This window comes from Polynucleobacter sp. Latsch14-2 (genome assembly GCF_018881925.1).
Classification (GTDB): domain Bacteria; phylum Pseudomonadota; class Gammaproteobacteria; order Burkholderiales; family Burkholderiaceae; genus Polynucleobacter.
Window position 1 is genome coordinate 1 of sequence record NZ_JACVPL010000007.1, and the last position, 26110, is coordinate 26110.

At 46.7% G+C, this 26110-nt stretch carries 27 protein-coding genes; 15 read left to right on the forward strand and 12 right to left on the reverse strand.

Annotation, left to right across the window (positions count from 1 at the left end):
* Positions 1 to 161: 161 nt before the first annotated feature.
* A complete protein-coding gene (lexA, locus tag ICN46_RS07295; RefSeq protein ID WP_216206662.1) occupies positions 162 to 881 on the reverse strand; it encodes a transcriptional repressor LexA in 720 nt (239 codons plus the stop codon).
* Positions 882 to 943: 62 nt separating this feature from the next.
* Here lexA and ICN46_RS07300 point away from each other — a divergent pair, with 62 nt between their 5' ends.
* The 6 genes from ICN46_RS07300 to dnaB all read left to right on the forward strand — a co-directional run bounded on the left by ICN46_RS07300 (position 944) and on the right by dnaB (position 6158).
* Positions 944 to 2020 carry an asparaginase gene (locus tag ICN46_RS07300; protein WP_216206664.1) on the forward strand — a complete coding sequence of 359 codons (1077 nt, stop codon included), beginning with the start codon at positions 944 to 946 and terminating at the stop codon, positions 2018 to 2020.
* A gap of 138 nt (positions 2021 to 2158) precedes the next feature.
* On the forward strand, positions 2159 to 2533 hold the full coding sequence (rpsF, locus tag ICN46_RS07305; protein ID WP_216206667.1) for a 30S ribosomal protein S6: 375 nt from the start codon (positions 2159 to 2161) through the stop codon (positions 2531 to 2533).
* A 59-nt stretch (positions 2534 to 2592) separates the two neighbouring features.
* Entirely contained in the window at positions 2593 to 2886 is a 294-nt protein-coding gene (priB, locus tag ICN46_RS07310) for a primosomal replication protein N (protein WP_216206669.1), read from the forward strand.
* Positions 2887 to 2899: 13 nt separating this feature from the next.
* The gene (rpsR, locus tag ICN46_RS07315) at positions 2900 to 3172 is read left to right on the forward strand and encodes a 30S ribosomal protein S18 (RefSeq protein WP_096672288.1); all 273 of its coding nucleotides are present in this window, start codon (positions 2900 to 2902) and stop codon (positions 3170 to 3172) included.
* 13 nt (positions 3173 to 3185) lie between these two features.
* A complete protein-coding gene (rplI, locus tag ICN46_RS07320; RefSeq protein ID WP_216206672.1) occupies positions 3186 to 3638 on the forward strand; it encodes a 50S ribosomal protein L9 in 453 nt (150 codons plus the stop codon).
* 69 nt (positions 3639 to 3707) lie between these two features.
* The gene (dnaB, locus tag ICN46_RS07325; protein WP_370625500.1) at positions 3708 to 6158 is read left to right on the forward strand and encodes a replicative DNA helicase; all 2451 of its coding nucleotides are present in this window, start codon (positions 3708 to 3710) and stop codon (positions 6156 to 6158) included.
* Here dnaB and ICN46_RS07330 read toward each other — a convergent pair whose 3' ends face one another.
* The 10 genes from ICN46_RS07330 to ICN46_RS07375 all read right to left on the reverse strand — a co-directional run bounded on the left by ICN46_RS07330 (position 6159) and on the right by ICN46_RS07375 (position 16224).
* Positions 6159 to 6734: a C40 family peptidase gene (locus tag ICN46_RS07330; protein WP_370625495.1), complete on the reverse strand. Its 576-nt coding sequence runs from the start codon at positions 6732 to 6734 to the stop codon at positions 6159 to 6161.
* Positions 6673 to 8340, reverse strand: coding sequence for a PhoH family protein (locus ICN46_RS07335; RefSeq protein ID WP_216206676.1), 1668 nt, complete (start codon positions 8338 to 8340; stop codon positions 6673 to 6675). Before ICN46_RS07335 ends, ICN46_RS07330 begins: the two co-directional genes overlap by 62 nt.
* 232 nt (positions 8341 to 8572) lie before the next feature.
* Positions 8573 to 9040 carry a peroxiredoxin gene (locus ICN46_RS07340; RefSeq protein ID WP_216206679.1) on the reverse strand — a complete coding sequence of 156 codons (468 nt, stop codon included), beginning with the start codon at positions 9038 to 9040 and terminating at the stop codon, positions 8573 to 8575.
* A 37-nt stretch (positions 9041 to 9077) separates the two neighbouring features.
* A complete protein-coding gene (locus tag ICN46_RS07345) occupies positions 9078 to 9995 on the reverse strand; it encodes a polysaccharide deacetylase family protein (protein WP_216206681.1) in 918 nt (305 codons plus the stop codon).
* 12 nt (positions 9996 to 10007) lie between these two features.
* Positions 10008 to 11054 (reverse strand): bifunctional UDP-4-keto-pentose/UDP-xylose synthase, encoded by a 1047-nt coding sequence (locus ICN46_RS07350; protein ID WP_216206683.1) that lies wholly within the window; start codon positions 11052 to 11054, stop codon positions 10008 to 10010.
* A gap of 44 nt (positions 11055 to 11098) precedes the next feature.
* Positions 11099 to 11971: a formyltransferase gene (locus ICN46_RS07355; RefSeq protein ID WP_216206688.1), complete on the reverse strand. Its 873-nt coding sequence runs from the start codon at positions 11969 to 11971 to the stop codon at positions 11099 to 11101.
* Positions 11972 to 12934: a glycosyltransferase gene (locus ICN46_RS07360; RefSeq protein WP_216206691.1), complete on the reverse strand. Its 963-nt coding sequence runs from the start codon at positions 12932 to 12934 to the stop codon at positions 11972 to 11974.
* A gap of 49 nt (positions 12935 to 12983) precedes the next feature.
* Positions 12984 to 14144: a DegT/DnrJ/EryC1/StrS family aminotransferase gene (locus ICN46_RS07365; protein WP_216206694.1), complete on the reverse strand. Its 1161-nt coding sequence runs from the start codon at positions 14142 to 14144 to the stop codon at positions 12984 to 12986.
* 8 nt (positions 14145 to 14152) lie between these two features.
* Positions 14153 to 15847, reverse strand: a complete 1695-nt coding sequence (locus ICN46_RS07370) for a glycosyltransferase family 39 protein (protein WP_216206698.1) — start codon at positions 15845 to 15847, stop codon at positions 14153 to 14155.
* Positions 15847 to 16224, reverse strand: a complete 378-nt coding sequence (locus ICN46_RS07375) for an Mth938-like domain-containing protein (protein WP_216206702.1) — start codon at positions 16222 to 16224, stop codon at positions 15847 to 15849. Before ICN46_RS07375 ends, ICN46_RS07370 begins: the two co-directional genes overlap by 1 nt.
* A gap of 78 nt (positions 16225 to 16302) precedes the next feature.
* Between ICN46_RS07375 and ICN46_RS07380 the strand changes: the two genes are divergently transcribed.
* The 8 genes from ICN46_RS07380 (at position 16303) to ICN46_RS07415 (ending at position 23129) form a co-directional block, all read left to right on the forward strand.
* On the forward strand, positions 16303 to 17559 hold the full coding sequence (locus tag ICN46_RS07380; protein WP_216206705.1) for a pyridoxal phosphate-dependent aminotransferase: 1257 nt from the start codon (positions 16303 to 16305) through the stop codon (positions 17557 to 17559).
* Complete coding sequence (locus ICN46_RS07385) at positions 17556 to 18866, forward strand: homoserine dehydrogenase (protein ID WP_216206707.1); 1311 nt, start codon at positions 17556 to 17558, stop codon at positions 18864 to 18866. Before ICN46_RS07380 ends, ICN46_RS07385 begins: the two co-directional genes overlap by 4 nt.
* A 6-nt stretch (positions 18867 to 18872) precedes the next feature.
* Positions 18873 to 20315 (forward strand): threonine synthase, encoded by a 1443-nt coding sequence (gene thrC, locus ICN46_RS07390; RefSeq protein WP_216206710.1) that lies wholly within the window; start codon positions 18873 to 18875, stop codon positions 20313 to 20315.
* Between the two features lie 40 nt (positions 20316 to 20355).
* Positions 20356 to 21597, forward strand: coding sequence for a molybdopterin molybdotransferase MoeA (locus ICN46_RS07395; protein ID WP_255538790.1), 1242 nt, complete (start codon positions 20356 to 20358; stop codon positions 21595 to 21597).
* Between the two features lie 18 nt (positions 21598 to 21615).
* A complete protein-coding gene (moaD, locus tag ICN46_RS07400; protein ID WP_216206713.1) occupies positions 21616 to 21873 on the forward strand; it encodes a molybdopterin converting factor subunit 1 in 258 nt (85 codons plus the stop codon).
* Between the two features lies 1 nt (position 21874).
* Entirely contained in the window at positions 21875 to 22336 is a 462-nt protein-coding gene (gene moaE, locus ICN46_RS07405; RefSeq protein WP_216206716.1) for a molybdopterin synthase catalytic subunit MoaE, read from the forward strand.
* Positions 22337 to 22452: 116 nt separating this feature from the next.
* Positions 22453 to 22794 (forward strand): hypothetical protein, encoded by a 342-nt coding sequence (locus ICN46_RS07410; protein WP_216206719.1) that lies wholly within the window; start codon positions 22453 to 22455, stop codon positions 22792 to 22794.
* Positions 22795 to 22820: 26 nt separating this feature from the next.
* Entirely contained in the window at positions 22821 to 23129 is a 309-nt protein-coding gene (locus tag ICN46_RS07415; RefSeq protein WP_216206721.1) for a hypothetical protein, read from the forward strand.
* On the opposite strand, the gene ICN46_RS07420 is transcribed toward ICN46_RS07415, so the two are convergent.
* A complete protein-coding gene (locus ICN46_RS07420; RefSeq protein WP_216206723.1) occupies positions 23126 to 23368 on the reverse strand; it encodes a GIY-YIG nuclease family protein in 243 nt (80 codons plus the stop codon). The two genes, ICN46_RS07415 and ICN46_RS07420, sit on opposite strands and share 4 nt — an antisense overlap.
* A 103-nt stretch (positions 23369 to 23471) precedes the next feature.
* Here ICN46_RS07420 and clpB point away from each other — a divergent pair, with 103 nt between their 5' ends.
* Complete coding sequence (clpB, locus tag ICN46_RS07425; protein WP_216206725.1) at positions 23472 to 26075, forward strand: ATP-dependent chaperone ClpB; 2604 nt, start codon at positions 23472 to 23474, stop codon at positions 26073 to 26075.
* The last annotated feature ends 35 nt before the right edge of the window (positions 26076 to 26110 follow it).

A 26110-nucleotide genomic window follows, 5' to 3' on the forward strand; every position in this document is an offset into this window, starting at 1 on the left:
GTTTTAAAACCACCCCTACCGGAGAGGTAATGCTCAATGACTACTAGCTTGAACTCTTTGCTGTATTTGGACATGAGACTGACCCTGTTGAGTTGGATTGGGTGTCCAACTTTTGTGGGTCAGTTCAAACTGAGGTCTTTTTTATTGATGTTTGTAGCTATTTACAAGCCCTCAGCCCTGATCAGACCGACAGCTTGACCTTCTACTGCAAAGTTGGCTTGTCGCTCATCAACCAAGATATTTTTAAAGTCGGGATTTTCGGCTTGCAATTCGATTACTAAGCCAGTTGAGGTTTTTTTCTGGTTCCAACGTTTTACTGTTACCTCATCATCTAAGCGTGCGACCACGATATCGCCATTGCGCACTTCAGTAGTTTTTCTGACTGCCAAATAATCGCCATCCAAAATTCCCGCATCGCGCATACTCATGCCGACAACTTTGAGCAGATAATCTGCACCCTTGCTAAATAAGCTTGGATCAATGGGGACATGCTTTTCAATATGCTCCACTGCCATGATGGGCGAACCTGCAGCAACGCGTCCAATGAGTGGAAGCGTGAGTTGTTGAAGTGCGCCAGAAGGGAGCGACATCTGACGGTATTTATTTGGGTTGTGCGATTGATTAAAGCGTTGTGGAATCCGAATGCCGCGCGAAGTTCCTGGCGTGAGTTCGATATACCCTTTTTTTGCGAGAGCGCGGAGATGTTCTTCAGCGGCATTGGCAGATGCAAAGCCTAGTTGAGTGGCAATTTCTGCACGCGTTGGGGGAAGTCCACTCTCCCCAATGGCATTGGTAATTAAATCCAAAATCTCACTTTGACGTGCGGTGAGTTTTGGGAGGGCAGTTAGCTCCTCAATTAAATCGACTGTATTTATGTCCATACTGGGATTGTATACAGCTTTTTCGGTATTTCAAGAACTTTTCTGGCGGTAGATAATGGCTTATGAGTTCTATTGACCTAAAAGCAACGCAATCTCCCCATATTTTGGTTTTGGGCACGGGCGGAACCATTGCCGGTCTGGCAAAGGAGCCTGTTGGTAAGCCTTTGGAGTATCAAGCTGGTCAGGTTGGTATCGAGGGTTTGTTGGAGCAAATTCAAGAGTTGATTCCAGGCAGCCTCAAACTGCTCTCTAAACAGCTTGCCAATATCAACAGCAAGGACCTGAGTGAGGCCCTGTTGACTCAGCTTGGGAGTGTTGTTAGGACTGCTCTAGAAGATTCGGCTGTGCAAGGGATTGTGATTACCCACGGCACGGACACCATTGAAGAGACTGGATTCTTTCTTCAAGCAACTTGCGGAAAGGCTGCTCAACAATTGGGCAAGAGGGTAGTCTTGACGGGCGCTATGCTGCCAAGCAATGCAAGTGGTGCTGATGGCCCAGATAATCTATTGGGCGCCATTCGGTGGGCCTCCACCCCTCTAGAAAACTGCCCGGGAGGTATTTATGGCGTGTTTTCTGGCAAAGTTTGTATGGCGAGGGATCTTGCTAAGCGTCATGGCACCGCCTTAGGCGCCCCCTTAATGGATTCACCCTCCAGTCCAATTGGTTTGATTAATCCATCTTGGTTATCTGGTGTCAAGGCTGTTGAGTCAGCCTGGCATGAGGATTTGCCGATCCCTCAGGCAGCTCAATGGCCTTGGGTAGAGATTCTGACGAGTCATGCAGGTGCTCGCTCAGAAACAATTGATCATTGGTTAGCTAGTCAGGTTCAAGGCTTTGTAATAGCCGGCTCGGGGATGGGGGGAGTTCATGAGGCGTGGAAGATTCCCTTGGCTAAGGCCTTAACAATGGGCATTGCACTCATCAGGACTAGCCGGACTGGAGCTGGCAGAACCCGCCCTGATATTCCAGAGAAGGATCTGGAGGGAAGTATGGCTGCGGGCGTACTTTCTGCACCTAGAGCTCGGATTGCGCTCCAATTGGCTATCTATGCGGCAAAACAGGCACACTTGGTTGGTAAACCCCTGACTTGGCAGGATTTTTTTGCTAGAATAGCGGACTTACCTGAAATTCGGTAAGCGTTGTTAAATGAGTATTAAAAGTGTGTTGTAAGTTTTACCTACAATTTGTTACTACCTTGTCACACTGGCTCTAACTTTAAAAACCATCGAAAGTTAGCAAGACGCCCAGGTGACTTTATCCTTAAGGAGCGTTTGATGCGTCATTATGAAATCGTCTTTATCGTCCATCCGGACCAAAGCGAGCAAGTTCCAGCGATGATTGATCGTTACAAAGCTACATTAGCAGCTGCGGGCGGCAAAGTTCATCGTATTGAAGATTGGGGTCGTCGTCAGATGGCTTACATGATCGACAAGCTTGCTAAAGCCCACTACGTTTGTATGAACATTGAGTGCGACCAGAAAACTCTGGAAGAGCTTGAGCATGCGTTCAAATTTAACGATGCTGTTTTACGTCACCTCATCATTAAGACAAAGAAAGCCGAAACCGAGCCTTCGATCATGATGAAAGAAGTGCAACGTGAAGAAGCGCGCAAATCAGCTCAATCCGAAGCTCCTGTAGCAGCGGAATAAGTTAGAAATTTGAAGAGGAATACAGAGACTAGAAAACGTATCAGAGTGGCGGAACGGCGTTGAATCATTTCACCCTAACTGCATGCTTGGTAGCTAAAGACGCGATTCGATTTACACCTGCAGGAATACCAGTGATGCATTGTCAGCTAGAACATAGCGGCGAGGTAAACGAGGTAGGAGTGGCAAGGAAAATTCAGATGAGTGTTGAAGCCATAGCGATTGGCCCGATTCAAAAGGGTCTTGAGCAAATGGATTTAGGGGCCAAGGCAGTGTTTGAAGGATTCTTGGCACCCAAGACCCTACGTAATCAAAGACTTGTTTTCCATATCACCCATATTCAATTGAAAAATTAAAGAGGAAATCATCATGGCGTTTGGAAAGAAACCCGATTTCAAAAAGAAACCAGCTCAGAACCCATTGTTCAAGCGTAAGCGTTATTGCCGTTTCACCGTTGCTGGTGTTGAACAAATCGACTACAAAGATGTCGATACATTGAAGGATTTTGTTGGCGAAAACGCCAAAATTACTCCTGCTCGTTTGACAGGCACAAAAGCTAAGTATCAGCGTCAGTTAGACACCGCTATCAAGCGCGCTCGTTTCCTGGCTCTGTTGCCGTTCTCTGACCAACATAAGAAATAATTGGGAGCCCTCAATGCAGATCATTCTTTTAGAAAAAGTAACAAACCTGGGCAACCTCGGCGACGTAGTACGCGTTAAAGACGGTTTTGCTCGTAATTTCTTAATCCCACAACGTAAAGCGCGTCGTGCAACTGAAGCAGCGATTGCTGATTTCGCACTCCGTCGTGCTGAGTTGGAAAAGTTAGCTGCTGAGAAATTAGCTGCTGCTGAAGCAGTAGGTACAAAGCTTAAAGATCTCGTTCTCGAAATCGGTCAAAAGGCTGGCGTTGATGGTCGTTTGTTTGGTTCCGTAACCAATCACGATGTTGCTGATGGCTTGAAGGCAAAAGGCTTTGCAATCGAAAAATCTTCAGTGCGTATGCCTACTGGCCCATTGAAAATGGTTGGTGATCACCCTGTAGCGGTTGCTGTTCATACCGATGTAGTGGTTGATATCACTATCCGTGTGGTTGGCGAGCAAGCGTAATTTTAAAGTCTGTACACTAGCCTCATGGCTGAATCCCGCTCACGTTCCGTTATGCTCAATCCTGGCATGATGGGCTCTGGGGATTCAGTCGTGCAGGCTTTAAAAGTCCCACCACATTCTGTAGAAGCCGAGCAATCTTTGCTGGGCGGTCTACTGATCGATAACACAGCTTGGGATCGCTTGGGTGGCGTCTTAACCGATAAAGATTTCTATCGCCCAGAACATGCTCTCATCTTTAAGGCGATTCAGCGTTTAATTAGCGATAACCATCCAGCTGATGTCATTACTGTTCATGAGGCTGTTAAGTCAGAGCAGGGTGGTGATTTGGTAGGGATTGATTACCTTAATTCCTTAGCGCAAAACACCCCCAGTGCAGCGAACATCAAAGGCTATACCGATATTGTTCGTGATCGCAGTATTTTGCGTCGCTTGATTGAAGTTTCTGACAATATTGTGAGCTCTGCATTTGTGCCTGAAGGTCGTTCGGTGAGAACACTTTTGGATGAAGCTGAAGCCCGTATTCTGCAAATCGGTGAAGACGGTAGTCGTAAGGCAGACTATCTTGAGATTGAACCGCTTTTAAGAACAGTAGTTGCTCGTATCGATGAGCTTTATAACCGCCAAGGTGGCAGTGACATTACGGGCATTGCTACCGGCTTTATTGATTTGGATAAGCAGACTAGTGGCTTGCAAAAAGGCGACTTAGTGATTGTTGCTGGAAGGCCCTCGATGGGAAAAGCGCAACCGCTAGATGCAAAGATTAAAACCCTAGATGGCTGGAAGCTTATGGGGGAATTGCAGTATGGGGATCAACTTGCCTCTGTTGATGGTGAGCGCTCCATGGTTACGGGTATCTATCCTCAAGGCCTCAAGCAAATATACAAAGTCACTTTTTCAGATGGGCGTCAAGCCGAATGTTGCGATGAGCATTTATGGCAAGTGATGTATCGCGATTGGTCTGAGCCGCGCGTGATAAATACCGCTCGCCTAATTGAAATGTTGCAATGTGTTCGGTACAAAAATAGATTATGGATTGAGCCAGTCACTGGAGATTTTGGCTGCTCTGAAGATCTTCCTATTAATCCTTGGGTACTGGGCGCTCTTTTGGGGGATGGAACTTTAGCCTTGTCTCATGGGAGCGTGTCATTTTCCACTAACTCTCCTGAGTCGCTAGAGCGCATGAATGCGCTGGCAGGATATGAGATGGAATTGGTTCATGCTGGTGCATACGACTGGAGGCTAGTTTCAAAAGCCAGAGTTGCTGTTAATGGTCAAAGATCTGCAGTAAAAACTAATTACTTTAGGGCTGCATTGGATAGCTTAGGCGTATTGGGCTGCAGGAGTTTTGATAAATTTATTCCTTCGCAATACTTAGAGTCAGATAAGGCCTCTCGCTTAGCTTTATTTCAGGGCTTGATGGATACCGATGGATGGATTGAAAAATGGGGCTCTATTCGTTTTTGTTCTGTGAGCGAGCAATTAGCGAAAGATGTAGCATCTTTAGCGAGATCTCTGGGTGGATTTTGTTCGATCTCAACCAAGAAAACGAGCTATTCCTATAAAGGCGAGCTCAAGCAGGGTCGTTTGGCCTATATTTTAAATATGAGCTTTAAGGCAGGATTTCAAGCCTTTACCTTGCCACAAAAGAAAGAAAGACTCAGAATGAGCTGGGATCGACAGCGCAGATTAACTTTCAAAAGCATTGAGCCCGTTCGAGTCGCCCAAGCTCAGTGCATATCCGTCAGTCATCCCGCTAGAACTTACGTAACCAATGATTATGTAGTGACTCACAACACTGCGTTTGCCCTAAACATTGCCGAGAACGTTGCCCTAGCAGAAGGTTTGCCAGTCGTTATTTTCTCCATGGAGATGTCAGGCGAGCAATTGGCCGCGCGTTTATTGGGTTCAGTAGGGCGAGTTGACCAAGGTCGCATGCGTACTGGTAAATTGCAAGATGATGAGTGGCCACGTGTAACGGATGCTATAGCTAGGCTTAGCAATACCCAGATTTTAATTGATGAGACTGGCTCTTTATCAAGCATGGAGTTGCGTGGGCGCGCACGCCGGATTGCCCGAAACTTTGGTGGAACACTCGGTCTTGTTGTGATCGACTATTTACAACTAATGAGTGGCTCGGGCTCTGAAAATCGCGCAACCGAGATCTCTGAGATTTCACGTTCTTTAAAATCTCTCGCAAAAGAATTGCAATGTCCAGTAGTTGCTTTGTCACAGTTAAATCGTGGTCTAGAGCAGCGGCCTAACAAACGTCCAATCATGTCTGACTTACGCGAGTCAGGAGCGATCGAACAAGACGCTGACTTGATTATGTTTATCTATCGCGATGAGGTGTATCACCCAGATACCACCACTGATAAAGGTATGGCAGAGATCATCATTGGCAAACAACGTAACGGCCCGATTGGCACTGTGCGCTTAAGTTGGCAAGGGCCATATACCAAGTTTGATAACCTGGCGATGGGCTCGGTTGCTTACTCCTCAGGCGGTTACGAGCCCTTCTAGTTAAGGGGGTGTTAGCCTTCTTGCCTCGGTAAATCTTGCCGCCCAGTATGGGCTATCAATTTGCTCTAAACGAACTGTGCCACCAGCGCTTGGGGCATGCACAAATCTTCCTTGACCTACATAGATTCCAGCATGAGAGTATTTTTCGCCGGTAGTGTTAAAGAATACAAGGTCGCCTGGGGCAGGCGGCTGATTGTCAATTCCTCTGCCTTTGGCGCTCATTAACTGGATGGTGCGCGGCAGTTTAATATCAGCCGCTTTGTTATAGACGTAGACAATCAGCCCGCTGCAATCAAAACCACCTTTGGGGGTATTGCCACCATACACATAGGGCACACCTACGAGACCAACTGCTGCAATAGAGATATCTTCTGTGCCGACACTCGTGTCTTGCTTGAACTGAACAAGCTTTGAGGAGGCCGATTTACTGCCAAATGTGCCGCAGCCCGATAGCGTCAATAGAGCGCAAATAAAAATGCCGCACCCTATTAGAGTGCGGCATGAGAGAGGTCTATCAGAGTGCGTCGGCTGCATGATCCGCAAGACGTGAACGCTCGCCACGAGCAAGCGTGACATGACCACCATGACGCCAGCCCTTAAAGCGGTCGACTACATAAGTAAGGCCTGAAGAGCCTTCGGTTAAGTACGGCGTATCGATCTGGGCAATATTACCCAGGCAAACAATCTTGGTTCCTGGGCCTGCACGGGTTACCAAGGTTTTCATTTGTTTGGGGGTTAAGTTTTGCGCCTCATCAATGATTACAAATTTGCTGACAAAAGTTCTGCCACGCATGAAGTTCATGCTCTTCACCTTAATTCGTGAACGAATTAGCTCTTGTGTAGCAGCGCGACCCCATTCACCCGCATTATCTTCATTGCGATGCAGTACTTCAAGGTTATCGTCAAACGCACCCATCCAAGGCTGCATCTTTTCTTCCTCGGTGCCTGGTAAGAAACCAATATCTTCGCCAACGGGTACGGTAGCGCGGGTAATGATAATTTCGTTATAGCGCTTGCTGTCGAGGACTTGTTCTAAACCGGCAGCCAGTGCTAGCAAGGTTTTTCCTGTACCCGCCTGACCCAAGAGAGTTACAAAGTCTACATCTGGGTTCATCAGTAAATTCATGGCAAAGTTTTGTTCGCGATTACGCGCAGTCACACTCCAGACATTATTTTTCTGATGCGAGAAGTCTCTTAGTGTTTGCAGGAGGGCGGTCTTGCCATTGATTTCTCGAACTTGGGCATAGAAGGGGGTAGAGCCATCAGGATTTTCTTGATATACAAACTGATTTACCAGCATACTCGGTACGCTCGGTCCAGTAACGCGATAGAACATAGTGCCAGATTTGCTATCAGCCCAACTTTCCATTGCTTTGCCATGTTTAGGCCAAAAATCAGCCGGTAAAGTCATGACGCCTGAGTACATCAGGTCGCGATCTTCTAAAACCTGGTCATTGAAATAATCTTCCGCAGGCAAGCCCAGGGCGCGAGCCTTGATGCGCATGTTGATATCCTTGGATACCAGCACTACTTCTTGACCCTTGCGGGTCTTTTGCAGCTCGCTAACTACTGCCAGAATCATATTGTCGCCCTTGCCTTCGGGCAGACCTTCAGGGAGTGACTGAGTAGTCAGTTTGGTTTGGAAAAAGAGACGTCCCGATACATCTTGGTTGCCCAACTTGTTTAAGGGAATGCCTTCATCCAGCGAACCACTAGTACCGGCTACCAGTTGATCTAAGGATCTACTAACAGTACGAGCATTACGTGCAACCTCAGTCATACCTTTTTTATGGTTGTCCAACTCTTCGAGTGTGGTCATTGGCAAAAACAGGTCGTGTTCAGAGAAGCGGAACAGAGAGCTTGGATCATGCATTAATACATTGGTATCAAGCACAAACAAACTTGGGGGGCCAGTGCGAATTACACGCTTTGGTTTTTCTGGGGTGCTGACGGATTTACCGTTATTGCGCTCAGGGCCAACATCTCGGTGATCTGCTTTAATTTTTTCCAGAGCCACTTCTGCAGCAGAGAGGTCTTCTTGGGCGCCGCTTGTCCAATCAGAGGCATGACTTTCCATAGCAACTGGTTTTGCTGGAGAAGGGCGTTTCTTTAAGTCAGGAGTATCTTTACGACCCAATTTCACCTGATCAGCAATTTGAGTTGGGATGGGGGGTAGTGGCATGCAGATTCTCCTAAAAGAAAAAACCGTCAGGCAGAGCTTTGACGGTTTGTGATGAAACTGGACTTGAAGCGCTGATTGGTAAAACGAAGGGGGTTGCTGGCCGTGCCTGTTAGGTGCTCAGGCTGTTGATTCAAACGGATTGTTAGTCTTTCCCGTCGTTTACGGTGCATATGACTTTACTTTACCCCAAATTTTGGGCTTTGCAAGCTCCCAATCAAAAATTATTAATAAATTACTTTATGGCCTGGGCTGCTTGTAATACTTCTGTCACATGGCCAGGAACTTTCAGCCCGCGCCACTCTTTTGCCAGCTTTCCGGAAGAGTCAAAAAGAAAGGTGCTGCGCTCGACGCCACGAACTTGTTTGCCATACATATTCTTCATTTTCATAACACCAAAGAGTTGGCAAAGCTTCTCTTCCGTATCGGCCACCAATTCAAAGGGCAGATCCAGCTTGCTGCGGAAGTTATCGTGTGACTTAAGGCTATCGCGTGATACGCCCACTATCAAGGTGTTGGATTTAGTGAAGGCTTCAATATTGTCGCGGAATTCACCTGACTCAGCAGTGCATCCAGGGGTCATGTCTTTGGGGTAAAAATAAATGACTAATTTTTTTCCTTGCGCAGATGCGGGTGTAAATGTAAGACCTGAAGTAGCAGGGATTGCACACTCGGGAATGGGTTGGCCAATAGCTACTGTCATATTAATCCTCTTGAAAAATAAAATGTCGCGGGTGCTTCTAATTACTTTGAATAATTAACTCGCCACTGCGGTTCGGAATTTCGCCCCAGCTAACGGGTAATACTGCTATTTTATCGAGTTGTTTGGTAATGTCCCAAGAATGGTGTAGCTCGCCCATGGTGACCAAGTCGTGGCCTTGGTTTAGCCAGCCAGCTAGCAATTGCTCAAATGCCGGAAGTAGTTTTTGACCTTCGAGCTCAGCATGGAGGGTAAAGACTTGATCATTTGGGTTGCTTTGGGTTATTTCTAGTAGCTTTCTGACTGCTCCGAATTCATCGGCATCATTTATCCCAATCAACTCATCAAAGGTTGGGAGGGTGGTCGGGTATTGGACGTGTTTAGCTTTCCCGTGAGGGAGGGTTAAGCGGTAGGGCATAAGGTTCGGCTCCGCCCTGCCATCGGAGGAGTATTTCATGCCCCATTGGTCCAGTTGCTCGAACGCCGCTTCATTCATTTGCCAGCCAGCTGCACCGTAAGTTGCCGGTACATGTCCAAAGATTTCAACAAAGCGATTCCAGCTCTTTTGCATTTGAGCCTTAGTCCACGCGGCATCTTTAGAACGGACTGCATCTTGCCAGGCCACATGATCCCAAGTGTGGATACCTACTTCATGACCGGCCTGATCAATAGCGCGCATTTCAGCAGCAGCCTTTTTACCAATATCGGGCCCAGGAAGTAGGACGCCATACAGCAGTGTTTTGATGCCGTAGTGTTCGACAACGGAGGTGCGACTTACCTTCTTTAAAAATCCTGGGCGAAAGACACGCTTGAGAGCCCAGCCAGTATGATCAGGCCCAAGACTAAATAAGAAAGTGGCCTTTAGACCAAAGCGCTCCAGGGTGCGAGCTAGGTTCGGAACACCTTCTTTGGTGCCACGTAAGGTATCAACATCTACCTTGAGGGCGATCTTTGCCATGGACCTTGGGACTTATTCGTTGTCTACTAAGTGACGTGCTTTTTCGACGTCTTCACGGTAGGCCTCAAATATATTTTTTAGCGCATCAGTCATATTGGTTGTTGGCTTCCAGCCTAATTCATTCATCGTGTTATCGATAGCAGGAACGCGATTCTGAACGTCTTGATAGCCTTCACCATAGTACGCACCGGAGGTCGTTTCTTGAATCTTGACTTCATTGGCAGTCTTTGCATACTCAGGAATGCTTGTGGCAATTTCTAGCATTTGTGTGGCAAGTTCGCGAACGGAATGATTATTTTTTGGGTTGCCGATGTTGTAGATTTTGCCGTTAGCAACACCATCTTTATTGTCGATAATTTTCATCAAGGCGTCGATGCCATCATCGATATAAGTAAAGGCGCGTTTTTGAGCTCCGCCATCGACAAGATTAATGGGCTCACCGCGAACGATGTGACCTAGGAATTGAGTTACTACGCGTGAGGAACCTTCTTTAGGTGTATAGATGCTGTCTAGGCCGGGTCCTATCCAATTAAATGGGCGGAATAGGGTGAAGCGCAGACCTTCCATTCCATAACCCCAGATCACGCGATCCATCAATTGCTTAGAGCAGGCATAGATCCAGCGTGGTTTGTTGATGGGGCCATAAACCATATTGGAAGCAGCTGGATCAAACTCACCGTCTTCGCACATTCCATAAACTTCAGAGGTGGATGGGAATACCAAATGCTTTTTATATTTCACAGCTGAGCGAACGATGGGAAGATTTGCTTCAAAGTCGAGCTCAAATACTTTTAATGGTTGCTGCACATAAGTTGCCGGAGTGGCAATTGCTACTAAAGGGAGAATCACATCGCACTTGCGGATGTGATATTCCACCCATTCTTTATTGATGGTGATGTCACCTTCAAAGAAGTGCATGCGCGGATGTTCAATGAGATCTCCAAGGCGATCATTTTGCATATCCATGCCATAGACATCCCAGTCGGTTGTCTCCAGAATGCGCTTTGATAGGTGGTGGCCAATAAAGCCATTTACGCCAAGAATGAGTACTTTTTTCATCTTTACTGCCTCGTTTTAATCTAATAAGTTTGTTGCTGCATTTGTTACTGATCTAAAGCAGGGAACCAATCCAGGATTTCAACTGCCTGATGGTCGCCACAAACGCCGAATACCCGATTATCAACCACTTGTATACCTGGCGCCCGAAGATCTAGGTTGGCTGGAAATGGTCCTTTTAGTGTGGTACGCGCCACAATCATCTTCTGACCTAAATTATCAGTAAAAGCCCCTGGATACGGGGGCGCTACAGCCCGCACGAGATTGTGGACCTGTTTGGCGCTTTGCTCCCAATGAATGCATCCATCTGCTGGCTTGCGACCGCCAAAATAACTGCCCTGATCTATTCGATTTGGTTTTTTGGGAACCCGTCCTTGAATGAGCTCCGGTAATGCCTGCTGAATAACCTCAACCGCAGCTTCACTTACTTTGCCAAAGACATCCGTAGCGGTTTCATCAGGGCCAATTGAGACGGCAGATTGGCCAACGATATCTCCAGCATCAGGCTTGACTTCCATAATGTGCAAAGTGGCACCAGTTTCAATTTCTCCATGAAGGATCGCCCAATTGACTGGCGCTCGACCACGATATTTGGGTAGTAGAGAGCCATGCATATTTAGGGCGGCAATTTTGGCGCAAGCAATTAGCTCCGCTGGAATCATATGGCGATAGTAGAAAGAGAAAAGATAGTCTGGTGCTAGATTCTGAATTCTGGGAATAAGTCCCGTTAACTCTTGTGCCGAGGGAGTAAGGAAGGGAATGCGTTGATCTTCGCAGAGTTTGGCTACACTTCCAAACCACACATTTTCATTTGGATCGTCTAGATGAGTTAATACCAAATCAATCCGGATGCCAGCGTTAATTAAGGCCTTTAAGCAATTGACGCCAACGTCATGATAGGCAAAGACGACTGCGTGCAATTATTTTTTCTCTAAAACAGTTTGTACAACATAACGTGGACGTTGTCTTACTTGTTGATAGATTCGGCCAATATATTCGCCCAGTAAACCTAGACCAAAGAGCATTACACCAATTAAGAAGAAGGTAAGGGCGAAGAGTGTAAATACACCCTCCACCTCAGCGCCCAATACAAAGCGCCGTACAAGTAAGTAGATAAATAAACTACCTGCCGCTAAAGAGAGCAGCATCCCAAGCGCCGAGAAGATCTGCAGGGGCATTACCGAGAAACCAGTTACCAAGTCAAAATTCAGACGAATGAGCTGATACAGACTGTATTTAGATTCCCCGGCATAGCGCTCTTCGTGTTTAACGATAATTTCAGTGGGGTTTGCTGCAAAGGTATATGCCAGCGCCGGAATAAACGTATTGCTTTCATCACACTGGCGTACTAGATCCACAATCCGACGACTATAGCCCCGCAACATGCAACCTTGATCGGTCATCGTAATGCGAGTGATGCTTTGGCGCAGATGATTCATCGCGCGTGAGGCAAATTTTCTAAACAAGCTGTCGCGACGATCTGCGCGAATAGTGCCGACATAATCATGACCTTTTAATAGCTCATTGGTCAGGGCATCAATTTCTTCGGGAGGATTTTGTAAGTCTGCATCCAAGGTGATGATGTATTCACCGCGAGCATACTCAAAGCCAGCCATGATGGCCATGTGTTGTCCAAAGTTGCTATGAAATAACACTGCACGCGTGACATCGGGACGAAGTTCAACTTGTTTGGCCAGTATTCCGGCCGAGCGATCTTTGCTGCCATCATTAACAAAAACTACTTCGTAGTTAATGTTGTGCTTTGCGGATAGAGTGTCTAGCGCTGGGTAGAGGCGATCAAAGAGTGCCTGCAGGCCATCTTCCTCGTTGTAAACGGGGATAACAATACTGAGCTTTGGGGCGGCATCTAAATTGGCTGTCATGGTGCAATTTTGCCTGATCTTGGCAATCAAGCCTATTTATCGCAAGTGGCTAGTTTTTATGGTGTTTTTTCAGGATGCCGCATAGTCCTTGGGCAATTCGACTGGTATCCCCAGCTACCATCCCAGGAAATAAGGGGAGAGTCAAAATGGAGCGACCAATGCGCTCTGCAATTGGGGTGTCTGTCGTTTTATAGGCTAAATTTTTGTAAAGAGTAAAGCCCGTAATGGCTGGGTAATGAACGCCGGTCCCAATTCCCAGGTCTTTGAGTTCTGTCATCACTTGAGCCCGATCTACGGTAAGTTGATCCAGTGGCAGGATGACTTGAAACATATGCCAATTACTGTCCGTGAAATTTTCAGGAGGCAATTCTAATTTGAGATCTCCGATGCCAGCGGATTTCATTTCAGCGCGGATGACGCTAAAGTACTCGCGCGCTAGATCAGTTCGTCGCGCTTGAAACGCGGGCAGTTGTTTGAGTTGATGTAGACCAATAACAGCGTTAACATCGGTTAAATTATCTTTGCCGCCAAGTAGATCTACATCCATCCCATCGATACCTTGACGCGTTAATCCTTGCAGACGAAATTTCTCTGCTACTTTTGCTTCATCTAGGGTATTAAAAACCAAGCAACCACCCTCAATGGTAGAGAGGTTTTTGTTTGCCTGAAAGCTGAAGCTCACGAGATCTCCAATGGCGCCAATCTTTTGATCTTTCCAACGAGAGCCAAAGGCTTGTGCAGCATCTTCAATCACGCGCAGATTGTATTGCTTGGCTAGCGCATACAGTTGATCCATGTCCACAGGCAGCCCAGCTAGATAGACCGGCATGATAGCACGTGTTTTGGGGGTAATGGCAGCAGCAACTTTACTTAAATCGATGTTGCGAGTGATGGGATCAATGTCCACAAAAACAGGTTTTGCCCCAACGCCTAAAATCACATTGGAAGTAGCAACCCATGAGATGGGGGTGGTGATCACTTCATCACCTGCGCCGATACCCAGTACTTGCAGGGCAATTTTCATGGTGGCAGTGCCATTGGCAAAGCAGCGAACTGGTCTGCCACCAAAATATTCGCTTAATGTGGATTCAAATTCGGTGAGTTTTGGACCTGAAGTTACCCAACCGGAACGCAAGACTTCACTTACTGCATCAATTGTTTCTTGATTGAAGCTTGGGCGGGTGAAGGGGATGAATGGCAGTTCTGACATAAGGAGCCTTATGGTTTTGTGGGGTTTGCAAAATCTGGGTGTTTCACAATCACTCTACGCGAATCTCTGCCAACCTCTTGCATTGGCAGCCCTTGTTTTTGCAGTTCAATGTATTGCTCGGGCACCATTAATGCATAAGCGGTGGAGTCTTCTTTCCAGCGAGTAATGAAAGCAGCTAGAGTTGCTAGCCATAGACCAGGCTCCTGATGAACGCCAAACTCTAGCTCATCCGGGGATTGGACCATGATCATGGTCCTACCTAAGTAGAAGGGCATTGTGTGGTCTAGGATATTGACCGAGTAGAAATTCACCTTCTCGGGAAGGTTTACTTTGACTCGCTCAGCTAAATCAACCCCAGAAACTGCGCGACCCAGAGTTTCGTGACCTGTGCCAGCGATAATGGCACAGAGGAAAAATCCCCCAGCAAAGCTAGCGATACTCAGTAGGCCATTGCGCTTGCTTTGCCATGCGGCTAGAAGACTAAAGATCATGAGCGCTATTAATGCTGCAACGACCCACTGAGTGTATTGCGCATAAGCCATGATTTCATCTGGTCTCGCCTGTCGGCCAATCTCAGACAGGAAGCCAAAGCCAACTGCACTCAAGATGGCAAAAGCAATGGCTTGCAATTTCCATGACACTCCAAGTGAATTAGATTGACCAAGGAGTTGATCAAGCTTGATTCCAACCAGCATTGCCAATGCGGGAAAAATAGGAATGATGTAACCCGGCAACTTAGAGTGGGAGGCGCTAAAAAAGGCAAAGATTACAGCGGACCAGCATGCCAATAACCAGCTACTGGAGAAGTCACGACAATGAGTCCTCCAGGCTTTTCTGAATGCTCCAGATAACTGCATGACCCAAGGCAGAAAACCGACAACTAGTAAAGGAATGAAATAGTAGACAGGTCCTGTTCTGCTGTGAGCATTCTGCGTAAAGCGTTGCAAATGTTCGTGTATGAAAAAGAATTCTAAGAATTCAGGATTGCGTTGAGCTACCAACAGAAACCATGGCGCCGTGATGACTAGGAAAAGGAGCATGCCGCTCACAATGTGCAGGCGTTTCCAAATCTTCCAGTCCCAGTTGGTAAAGGAATAAGCGATCAACACCATAGCGGGAATAGCCCCACCAATTAGACCTTTAGATAGGGTGGCGAGCGCCATGAAGGTCCAGCAAAGCCACATCCAATGACGAGTAGATGATTTGCTTTGCGAAGACTGCGCTAGCAATAGACTGCATAGTGCTGCTACTAAAAATGCCGATAGGCCCATATCAAGAGAGTTCATGTGCCCACTGATAATCCACATGGGGCTAGATGCCAAGACGGCAGCTGATAAAAACCCTGCTCTTGAGCCATAGAGTTTGGCGCTGGTAAGACCAACTGCAATGATAGTCAGGAAACCAGTCAGCGCAGTCCACAGCCTAGCTTGCCAATCGCCTATCCCAAAAGCTTTAAAGGCAAGTGCGGTAGCCCACACCTGCAGTGGTGGCTTCTCAAAATATTTATAGCCGTTATAGCGGGGCGTTACCCAGTCGCCCGTAACCAGCATTTCTCGCGCCATCTCTGCATAACGACCCTCATCCGAGGGGATTAAGTGTCGATAATTTAATGTACCAAACCACAGAAGCGCATAAATCAGAGCAAGCAGCAGAATTTTGCTGGGGCTTAAGAGATTCAGCCGTTTGGTTTGCTCTAATTCCATCAACTGGGTTCCACAATCAAAGCTAATAGAACTTGACGACCTTCGCCAACTAAGATGTTGTAGGTTCGACAGGCTGCTTGGGAATTCATGATTTCAAAGCCAATCTTGGCTGAAATGAGGGCTTTCATGAGCTCAGGCTTGGGAAAATGCTGTTTATTGCCGGTGCCGATAATGATTAATTCAGGCTGAAGCGTAACCATTTGCTCAAAATGACTGGTTTCCAGGTCTTTAAATGCCTTGATTGGCCATTCTGAGATAGCTCCAGCGGAGCTAATCAAGACGGCATGGCTATAGGGGATCTTGTTGATTTCGACATAGCCATCACCGTAGCCAGTGATCGTATTCGATCCGAAGTGGGGGTCAGATTGAAGCTTCACGTGCACTCTCTGTCATAATTATATTGATTATAGCCAGCTGTTTTTTCCTAGATTTCAAGAACTTACCTTTAATTTATTGTGAAACCGATCCTAAAGTCCGAAAAACTCAATCACGTCTGTTATGACATTCGTGGGCCGGTGCTTGAGCTTGCTCAGCGCATGGAGGAAGAGGGTCAAAAAATCATCAAATTAAATATTGGGAATGTGGGGGTATTTGGCTTCGATCCGCCCGAAGAAATCCAGCGGGACATGATCCGTAATTTAAGCAATGCCTCAGCGTACTCTGATTCCAAGGGAATCTTTGCGGCACGTAAGGCCATCATGCAGTACTCCCAGGAAAAAGGCATCCAAGGTGTCACTTTGGATGATATCTATACTGGCAATGGCGTTTCCGAGCTCATTGTGATGTCCATGAATGCATTGCTCAACAATGGCGATGAAGTGTTGGTTCCTGCTCCTGACTATCCTTTATGGACGGCTGCTGTAAGTCTTTCAGGTGGCACCCCCGTGCATTACCTATGTGATGAATCAAAAGAGTGGGCGCCCGATTTAGTTGACTTGCGTAAAAAGATTACGTCTCGCACAAAAGCGATTGTGGTGATTAACCCCAATAATCCAACGGGCGCGATTTATTCCCAGGAAATATTGCTGGAGTTAACTAAGATTGCACGCGAACACGATTTAATTTTGTTTGCCGATGAGATTTACGACAAGATGTTGTATGACCAGGAGAGACATGTTTCTCTGGCGTCACTGTCTACCGATGTGGTTGTCATCACGTTTAATGGTTTATCGAAAAACTACCGTTCCTGCGGCTATCGTGCTGGTTGGATGGTGGTGTCCGGCGATAAAGAAATGGTCCGCGACTACATTGAAGGGCTTAATATGCTCTCCTCTATGCGGCTGTGTGCAAATGTCCCAGGTCAGTACGCAATCCAAACTGCGCTTGGTGGATATCAAAGCATTAATGACCTTGTGAGTGAGGGTGGGCGTTTGGCTAAGCAGCGCGATCTTGCCTGGAAGCTCATTACAGATATTCCGGGTGTGACATGTGTCAAACCCAAATCTGCTTTGTACCTCTTTCCAAAATTGGATCCAGAGATGTATCCGGTTGAGAATGACCAGCAATTTATTGCTGATTTCTTGAAGGAGGAAAAGGTATTACTCGTTCAGGGATCTGGATTTAATTGGGCCAAGCCTGATCATTTCCGTGTAGTGTTCTTGCCCCATGAGGATGTGTTGAAGGAGGCAATTAGTCGCCTTGCACGTTTTCTGGAGCGCTATCGTCAAAAGTATGGCCGCAAGGCTTCTTCAACTGCAGCAAAGGCATCATGAAACCGATTCAAGTAGGTCTATTAGGTATTGGCACTGTTGGTGGTGGTGTATTCACTGTTCTCGAGCGTAATCAAGATGAAATTCTGCGTCGCGCTGGTCGCGGCATTCGGATTCATACGGTTGCCGACCTCAATGTAGAAAAAGCCAAAGAGTTGGTCAAAGACCATGCGCTGGTTGTGAACGATGCTCGCGCTGTAATCAATAATCCTGAGATTGACATTGTTGTCGAGCTGATTGGTGGCTACGGCATTGCTAAAGACTTGGTGCTTGAGGCAATTGCTGCTGGCAAGCATGTGGTCACTGCTAACAAGGCGTTAATTGCAGTTCATGGCAATGAAATCTTTAAAGCTGCACATGAAAAAGGCGTAATGGTTGCGTTTGAAGCTGCCGTAGCTGGCGGTATTCCTATTATTAAAGCCTTGCGTGAAGGCTTGACAGCGAATCGTATTGAGTGGATTGCCGGCATTATCAACGGCACAACTAATTTCATTTTGTCGGAGATGCGTGACAAAGGTTTGGACTTTGCTACCGTCTTAAAGGAAGCGCAACGCTTGGGTTACGCAGAAGCTGACCCCACTTTTGATATCGAAGGTGTTGATGCCGCTCATAAGGCAACCATCATGAGTGCAATTGCATTCGGTATTCCTATGCAATTTGAAAAAGCGCACGTCGAGGGCATTACAAAATTAGATGCCATTGACATTAAATATGCCGAGCAGTTGGGCTATCGCATTAAATTATTGGGTATCGCTAAAAAGACAACAACCGGTGTTGAATTGCGCGTTCACCCAACCTTAATTCCGACAAAACGCTTGATTGCAAACGTTGAAGGCGCTATGAATGCGGTACAAGTCTTTGGTGACGCTGTTGGCACGACCCTCTATTACGGCAAAGGCGCAGGCTCTGAACCAACTGCTTCGGCGGTGATTGCAGACCTGGTCGACATTACTCGCTTACTGAGCGCTGATCCTAAAAACCGCGTTCCTTACTTAGCGTTCCAGCGTGATTCAGTGCGCGATACACCGGTACTGCCCATGGGCGAGATTACTACTAGTTATTACCTGCGGCTGAGGGTTGCTGATCAAGCTGGTGTGCTAGCTGATATCACCAAGATCTTGGCGGCACATGGCGTTTCAATTGATGCACTTTTGCAAAAAGAGGCGGACGAGGGTGAGAGTCAGACTGATCTAGTTGCGCTTACCCATGAAACCAAAGAAAAGAATATGCTGGCGGCAATTGAAGAGATTCAGAATCTAAAAACAGTTGACGGTGAAGTGGTCAAGATCCGTTTAGAAAATCTTTCTTAATACACGATGCGTTACCAATCGACACGCGGTAATAGCCCGCAACAATCTTTTCTAGAAATTCTGCTGGGCGGCTTAGCTCCAGATGGCGGCTTATATTTGCCTGTAGAGTACCCCACAGTAACAACTGCACAACTTGATTCTTGGCGCGGCTTGTCTTATGCCGATCTAGCCTATGAAGTTTTGAGTTTGTACTGTGATGACATTCCTGAAGATGATTTACGTACCTTGTTGCGTAAAACTTATACAGAGCAGGTCTACTGCAATGGCCGATCACAAGATAGCGCTAAAGACATTACGCCTCTACACTGGCTGGGTGAAGAGCACGGCACTCGCATTGGTTTGCTAAGTCTTTCTAATGGGCCAACCTTGGCATTCAAAGATATGGCCATGCAGTTATTGGGCAATCTTTTTGAGTACGCATTAAAGCGCGCTGGTCAAAAGCTTAATATCTTGGGTGCCACATCTGGAGATACTGGTAGTGCTGCTGAATATGCGATGCGTGGCAAAGAGGGCGTGACAGTTTTCATGCTTTCTCCCCGCGGCAAGATGAGCTCCTTCCAGTCTGCGCAGATGTACTCTTTACAAGACCCCAATATTTTTAATTTAGCAGTTGCAGGCGTATTTGATGATTGTCAAGATATTGTGAAGGCGGTGAGTAATGATCACGCCTTTAAAGCAAATAACCATATTGGGACGGTCAACTCCATTAATTGGGGTCGCGTTGTTGCTCAAGTGGTGTATTACTTCCAAGGCTATCTCCTGGCCACTAAATCCAGTAGTGAAAAAGTATCTTTTACTGTGCCATCCGGTAACTTTGGCAATATCTGCGCTGGCCATATAGCGCGCATGATGGGTTTGCCAATTGCACATTTAGTGGCAGCCACGAATGAGAATGACGTCCTAGATGAGTTCTTTCGCACAGGGGTATATCGTGCTCGCAAGTCAGCTGAAACGCTCCATACCTCTAGTCCTTCAATGGATATCTCCAAGGCGAGTAACTTTGAGCGCTTTGTTTTTGATCTCCTCAGTCAGGATGGCAAAGCGACTGCAGAGAAATTTAAGCAGGTTGATGAGGTTGGCGGCTTTGACATCTCTCACGAGCCCATCTTTAAAGAGATGGGTAAATATGGCTTTCAATCGGGTCGTAGCACTCACGAAAATCGCTTAGAAACTATTCGTAATGTTTATCAACAGTACGGAACGATGATCGATACGCATACTGCTGATGGCGTGAAGGTTGCCCGCGAGCATTTGCAGGCGGGTATTCCGATGATTGTGTTGGAAACGGCGTTACCAATTAAATTTGAAGAGACTATCGAGATCGCTCTTGGCCGTCCTGCTGAGTGCCCTCCTGCATTTAAAAACATCAAGTCTTTACCGCAGCGCGTTGAAAACATTGACGCTGATATTAATCAGGTTAAGAATTTCATTACGACACATCTCAACTAGATTTATAACCAATTCATCTAAAGTATTACTCCCTATTGCTATGACTAAGCCACCAATGTTGACCGCTCAGCAGGCATTAGATCATTTGCTCTCACATGCGCATGCCGTGAGTGAGTGGGAGATGGTCACTACGCAGGCTGCTCTTGGGCGAGTCTTGGCGGAGGATGTCAGCAGTCTGGTCGATGTGCCGCCACTCAATAACACTTCAATGGATGGTTATGCCGTGAGAACGGCTGATACCCAAGTTTTAGGAAGTATTCTTAAGATTGCACAACGTATTCCAGCAGGATCCGTTGGTACTCAACTCGAGCCGGGTACTGCGGCACGTATTTTTACTGGCGCCCCTATTCCTGCTGGCGCGGATGCGGTAGTGATGCAGGAAGATTGCGCCATTCCTGAAGGCCAGGTCGAGGAAGTCCAAGTCAACACTATTCCAGTTGCTGGACAGTGGATTCGTCGTCAGGGCGAAGATCTGACGGCAGGCAAAACAGCATTAGTTGCGGGAACATTTCTGCGCCCACAAGAGTTAGGTGTTGCCGCTTCAGCAGGTTTAACGCATTTAAATGTCAAGCGCCGCGTTAGGGTGGCAGCGTTCTTTACGGGCGATGAATTGGCCTTGCCGGGCGAGTCTTTGAAACCCGGTGGCATTTACAACTCTAATCGCGATACTTTATTGGCATGTCTCAAATCTCTGGGGTGTGATGCTACTGATCTAGGTATCATTCCCGATCGCTTGGATGCAACTCGGGATGCCTTACGTCGCGCAAGCAAAGATCATGATCTGATCATTACCTCAGGTGGTGTATCGGTTGGTGAAGAGGATCATATTAAGCCTGCCGTTACTGCAGAGGGGCGTTTAGATCTTTGGCAAATTGCTATTAAACCAGGGAAGCCATTGGCCTTTGGTGCAGTCCGTAAATCTGATGATCCTGCACAGGGCGAGGCCTGGTTCATGGGTCTGCCGGGCAATCCTGTATCGAGTTTCGTTACGTTCTTATTATTTGTAAGACCCTTCATTCTGAAGCTTCAGGGGCGAGAGATGATTGCCCCGCAGCCTTATCCTATGCGAGCTGATTTTGATTGGCTTAAGGCAGATCGCCGTAATGAATTCTTGCGTGTCAAAATCAATCCTCAGGGTGGTCTGGATTTGTTCCCTAATCAAAGCTCAGGCGTCCTCACCAGCGCTTCTTGGGGTGATGGCTTAGTAGATTGCCCTCCTGGAGTCACTTTTAAGACTGGCGATCTGGTCAAGTACATTCCATTTAGTGCACTTTTGAGTTAATCGGATTACGATTCCCCCATGAAAATCGAATTACGATTCTTTGCTTCCTTACGCGAGGCCCTTGGTATTTCCCAAGAGAGCATCACCACTCCTGTGGAAGTGAAAACGATTGCGGATCTACGCAGCCACCTTGCTCAACGAAGTGAGGTGTGGGCAAAAGTGTTAGGTAATAACCAAGTGATCCGCTGCGCCTTCAATCATCATATGGTGGATAGCAACACTCTTCTGGAAGAGGGTGCTGAAGTAGCTTTCTTTCCCCCGGTGACTGGTGGATAGGATGGCCAATACCTTCATACGTGTTCAGGAAGCTGATTTTGATCTCACCACAGAGATTAAAAATCTTCGTAACGCTGATCCTCAAGTTGGCGCAGTAGTGAGTTTCTTGGGTACTGTGCGCGATATGAATGAGGGTAGCGAGGTTAAGGCAATGACACTAGAGCATTACCCGGGGATGACCGAGAAGGCCCTCCAAAACATCATGGATCAAGCCAGAGTCCGTTGGGATATACGCAATTCATTGGTGATTCATCGGGTGGGAGCATTGCTGCCGGAAGATCAAATTGTTTTGGTTGCCGTCACAAGCGCGCATCGTGGTGAAGCTTTCTCAGCCTGCGAATTCATCATGGATTACCTCAAAAATGCTGCCCCATTCTGGAAAAAAGAAGAGACGGCAGAGGGTGGACGCTGGGTAGACGCCCGCGTGGCCGATGGGGCTGCAATGGCTCGCTGGAAGATATAAGTATTTATTGCCATGACTACAGTAGGTTAATTTTTCAGCATAGCTATAAGTTTTAAATATAAAAGTTATTTTCGATTCCCTTAGGTGAATAGCCTAACAGGGAATACGATAAACGCATGTCTGAATTAAGCTTTAAATACCTTCATTTCTCCAATTCTATTAGGAGAATTAATAAACGCTACAAGTTGACCGAATATAAACAGGTCATGGTGCTTGAGGCCGTTCTTTTTGCCCATTCAGAAAAAGTTTCCTTATCAATACTGGATTTAATACTGCAAAACGAGATCGCCTCCCAAGCGACCCTCCATTCAATTACAAGGCAGTTAATGGATTTAAAGTTGATTAAGACTGAAGTTTCCAAGACCGACGCAAGGCGCAAATATGTCTCGCCAACCAAATTGGGGATGTCTTGGTTAAATGACTGCTCAGAAGCCTTGGCTTCAGCGAGTCAAAAATGATGCGATTGGTATTCAGGAGTAGCCTATTGATTGCATGCGTATTGTTATTCATGCCACTAGTAAGCTCTGCAGAAGCCCCAAAAGAGGATGCCATTCTTTGTTATAAAACGGCCATTAAAGAGCCATTAACCTTTTATGGCAACCCGCTAGATAGCTTCACGCTCTATGACAATAGTAAATGGAAGGTAAGTAGCGGTGGTACCTATGAATTCATTCCTTTACGCTATCGTAAAGTACTGATTTGCCCTAGCGAGCAAATGCTCATCATAGACAAGAAGGTGTTGTTCGTTGAGAAACTTCAAGCTGCAAATTCAAAACCTTCGTCTTTGAATTAGCCTTTAAAAAAATCCAGCTTTTCAGATCGCGGAAGCTTCTTCAATCTAGCCTCGGCCCTGGAGGCTTCAGATCGATCTGGGTGCGCTTGAGTTGCTAACAGGCTAACTGGTCTGCGCGATCTTGTATAGCGAGCACCTAGCCCCGAGTTGTGGGCTTCTAGACGATGTTCAAGGCGGTTGGTGATGCCAGCATAAAAGCTGCCATCGGAGCATTCAAGAAGGTATACAAGCCAAGTCAAAGTAGGGGTAAATCCGTCTCAAAAAGGGTGATAAAGCCTTGAAATTCGGCATATTGTCCTTATATTCTATAGGTAGATACACATAGAGTGGATAGGTACAAAAATGAGAATAGATAAATTAACAACTAAGTTTCAAGAAGCGTTGAGTGAGGCTCAAAGCCTCGCCTTAGCTAAAGATAATCAATATATCGAGCCAGCCCATTTGCTGCTGGCTATGTTGCGTGATTCTGATGCTGGCGCTAAGGGCCTCTTAACAAGAGCCGGGGTCAATGTTTCTGGCTTAGAAAAAGGCGTTGAAAAACTGATTAGCAACTTGCCTGAGGTGCAGGGCACGAGTGGCGAAGTTCAGGTCGGGCGCGATTTAAGTAATTGGCTCAATTTATGTGAAAAAGAAGCCAATAAACGCAATGATCAATTTATCGCTGGTGAATTGTTCTTGCTCGTGGTTGCCGATGATAAGGGTGAGTTGGGTAAGCTTGCTCGTGAGAATGGATTAAATCGTAAATCATTAGAAGCGGCTATTGATTTAGTGCGCGGGGGAGAGTCGGTGAATAGCGCAGATGCAGAAGGGCAACGTGAGGCCTTAAAAAAATATACGATAGATTTAACCGAGCGTGCACGAATGGGTAAGCTCGATCCTGTCATTGGTCGTGATGATGAAATTCGTCGCACTATTCAAATTCTTCAGCGTCGTGGCAAAAACAATCCCGTACTTATTGGCGAGCCTGGTGTAGGTAAGACTGCGATTGTGGAGGGTTTGGCGCAGCGCATTGTGAATGGCGAAGTGCCTGAAACTTTAAAAAACAAGCGCGTCTTAGTTTTGGATATGGCTTTGCTATTGGCGGGTGCTAAGTATCGCGGTGAGTTTGAAGAGCGCTTGAAGGCTGTACTCAGTGATGTTGCTAAAGATGAAGGTCAAACCATAATCTTCATCGATGAAATTCACACCATGGTTGGCGCCGGTAAGGGTGATGGCGCAATGGATGCGGGTAATATGCTCAAGCCTGCCTTGGCTCGGGGTGAACTGCATTGCATCGGCGCAACTACTTTAGATGAATATCGCAAGTACATCGAAAAAGATGCTGCCTTAGAGCGTCGCTTCCAAAAGGTGATGGTCGACGAGCCTACCGTAGAGGCAACCATTGCCATTTTGCGTGGTTTGCAGGAACGTTATGAGCTACACCATGGCATTGAAATTACGGATCCGGCGATTGTGGCAGCTGCAGAGTTATCTCATCGCTATATTACCGATCGTTTCTTGCCAGACAAAGCAATCGACTTAATCGATGAAGCGGGCTCACGCATTCGGATGGAGATTGATTCCAAGCCGGAAGTGATGGATAAGTTGGAGCGTCGTTTAATTCAATTAAAAATTGAGCGTGAAGCCGTTAAGAAGGAGAAGGACGAAGCTTCGCAGAAACGTCTTGCTTTGATTGAGGATGAAATCAAGCGCCTCGGCGCAGAGTACGCTGATTTAGAGGAAATCTGGAAGGCTGAAAAGGGCGCTGTTCTAGGTGCCGCCAATATTAAAGAGGAGATCGAGAAGATCAAGGCCGACATTGTTAAATTTCAGCGTGAGGGTAAGTTAGAAAAGGTGGCTGAGTTGCAATATGGCAAATTGCCTGAACTTGAAGCCAAGCTCAAATCTGCCGCTGCTGCTGAAGCAAAGGGCGCCAAAGATGGGGTTGTAAAGAATAAGCTTTTACGAACTCAGGTTGGCGCCGAAGAAATTGCTGAAGTGGTCTCGCGCGCCACAGGTATTCCGGTTTCCAAGATGATGCAGGGTGAGCGCGATAAATTGCTAAAGATGGAAGAGTTGCTCCATCAGCGTGTGGTTGGTCAAGAAGAGGCTATTCGTGCAGTCTCTGATGCTATCCGCCGTTCGCGTGCTGGCTTGGCTGAAGAGCATCGACCTTATGGATCATTCTTATTCCTTGGGCCTACAGGCGTTGGTAAAACGGAACTCTGTAAAGCGTTAGCCGGTTTCTTATTTGATAGCGAGGATCACTTAATTCGTATCGACATGAGTGAGTTCATGGAGAAACACAGTGTCGCCCGTTTAATCGGTGCGCCTCCAGGCTACGTTGGCTATGAAGAGGGTGGATACTTAACTGAAAAAGTACGCCGTCACCCCTATAGCGTGATCTTGTTTGATGAAATCGAGAAAGCGCACCCTGATGTATTTAATGTACTCTTGCAGGTATTGGATGATGGTCGCTTAACCGATGGTCAGGGTCGAACAGTTGACTTTAAAAACACTGTGATTGTCATGACCAGCAATATTGGATCGCAACTGATTCAATCGATGACCGGCAAAAAACAGGCAGAGGTGAAAGAGGCCGTATTTGGAGAACTAAAGAATCATTTCCGTCCGGAATTTTTAAACCGAATTGATGAGATTGTTGTGTTCCACGGCTTAGATAAGGGCAACATTGCCAATATTGCGAAGATATTGCTTAAAAACTTGTCAGATCGGTTGGCTAAGGTTGATATGCAGCTTGAGGTAAGTGATGCCGCCTTAAATAAGATTGCTGAAGTTGGGTTTGATCCGGTGTTTGGCGCAAGACCTCTCAAACGAGCCATTCAGCAGCATATTGAGAACCCTGTATCCAAGATGATTTTGGAAGGCAAGTTCGGTCCCAAGGATGTAGTGCCGGTTGATGTAGATAAGAAAGGTGACTTTAGCTTTACTCGACAAGTACACTAGCATCGAATAGCAAGCAGGAAAATTCCTGTGCCAGT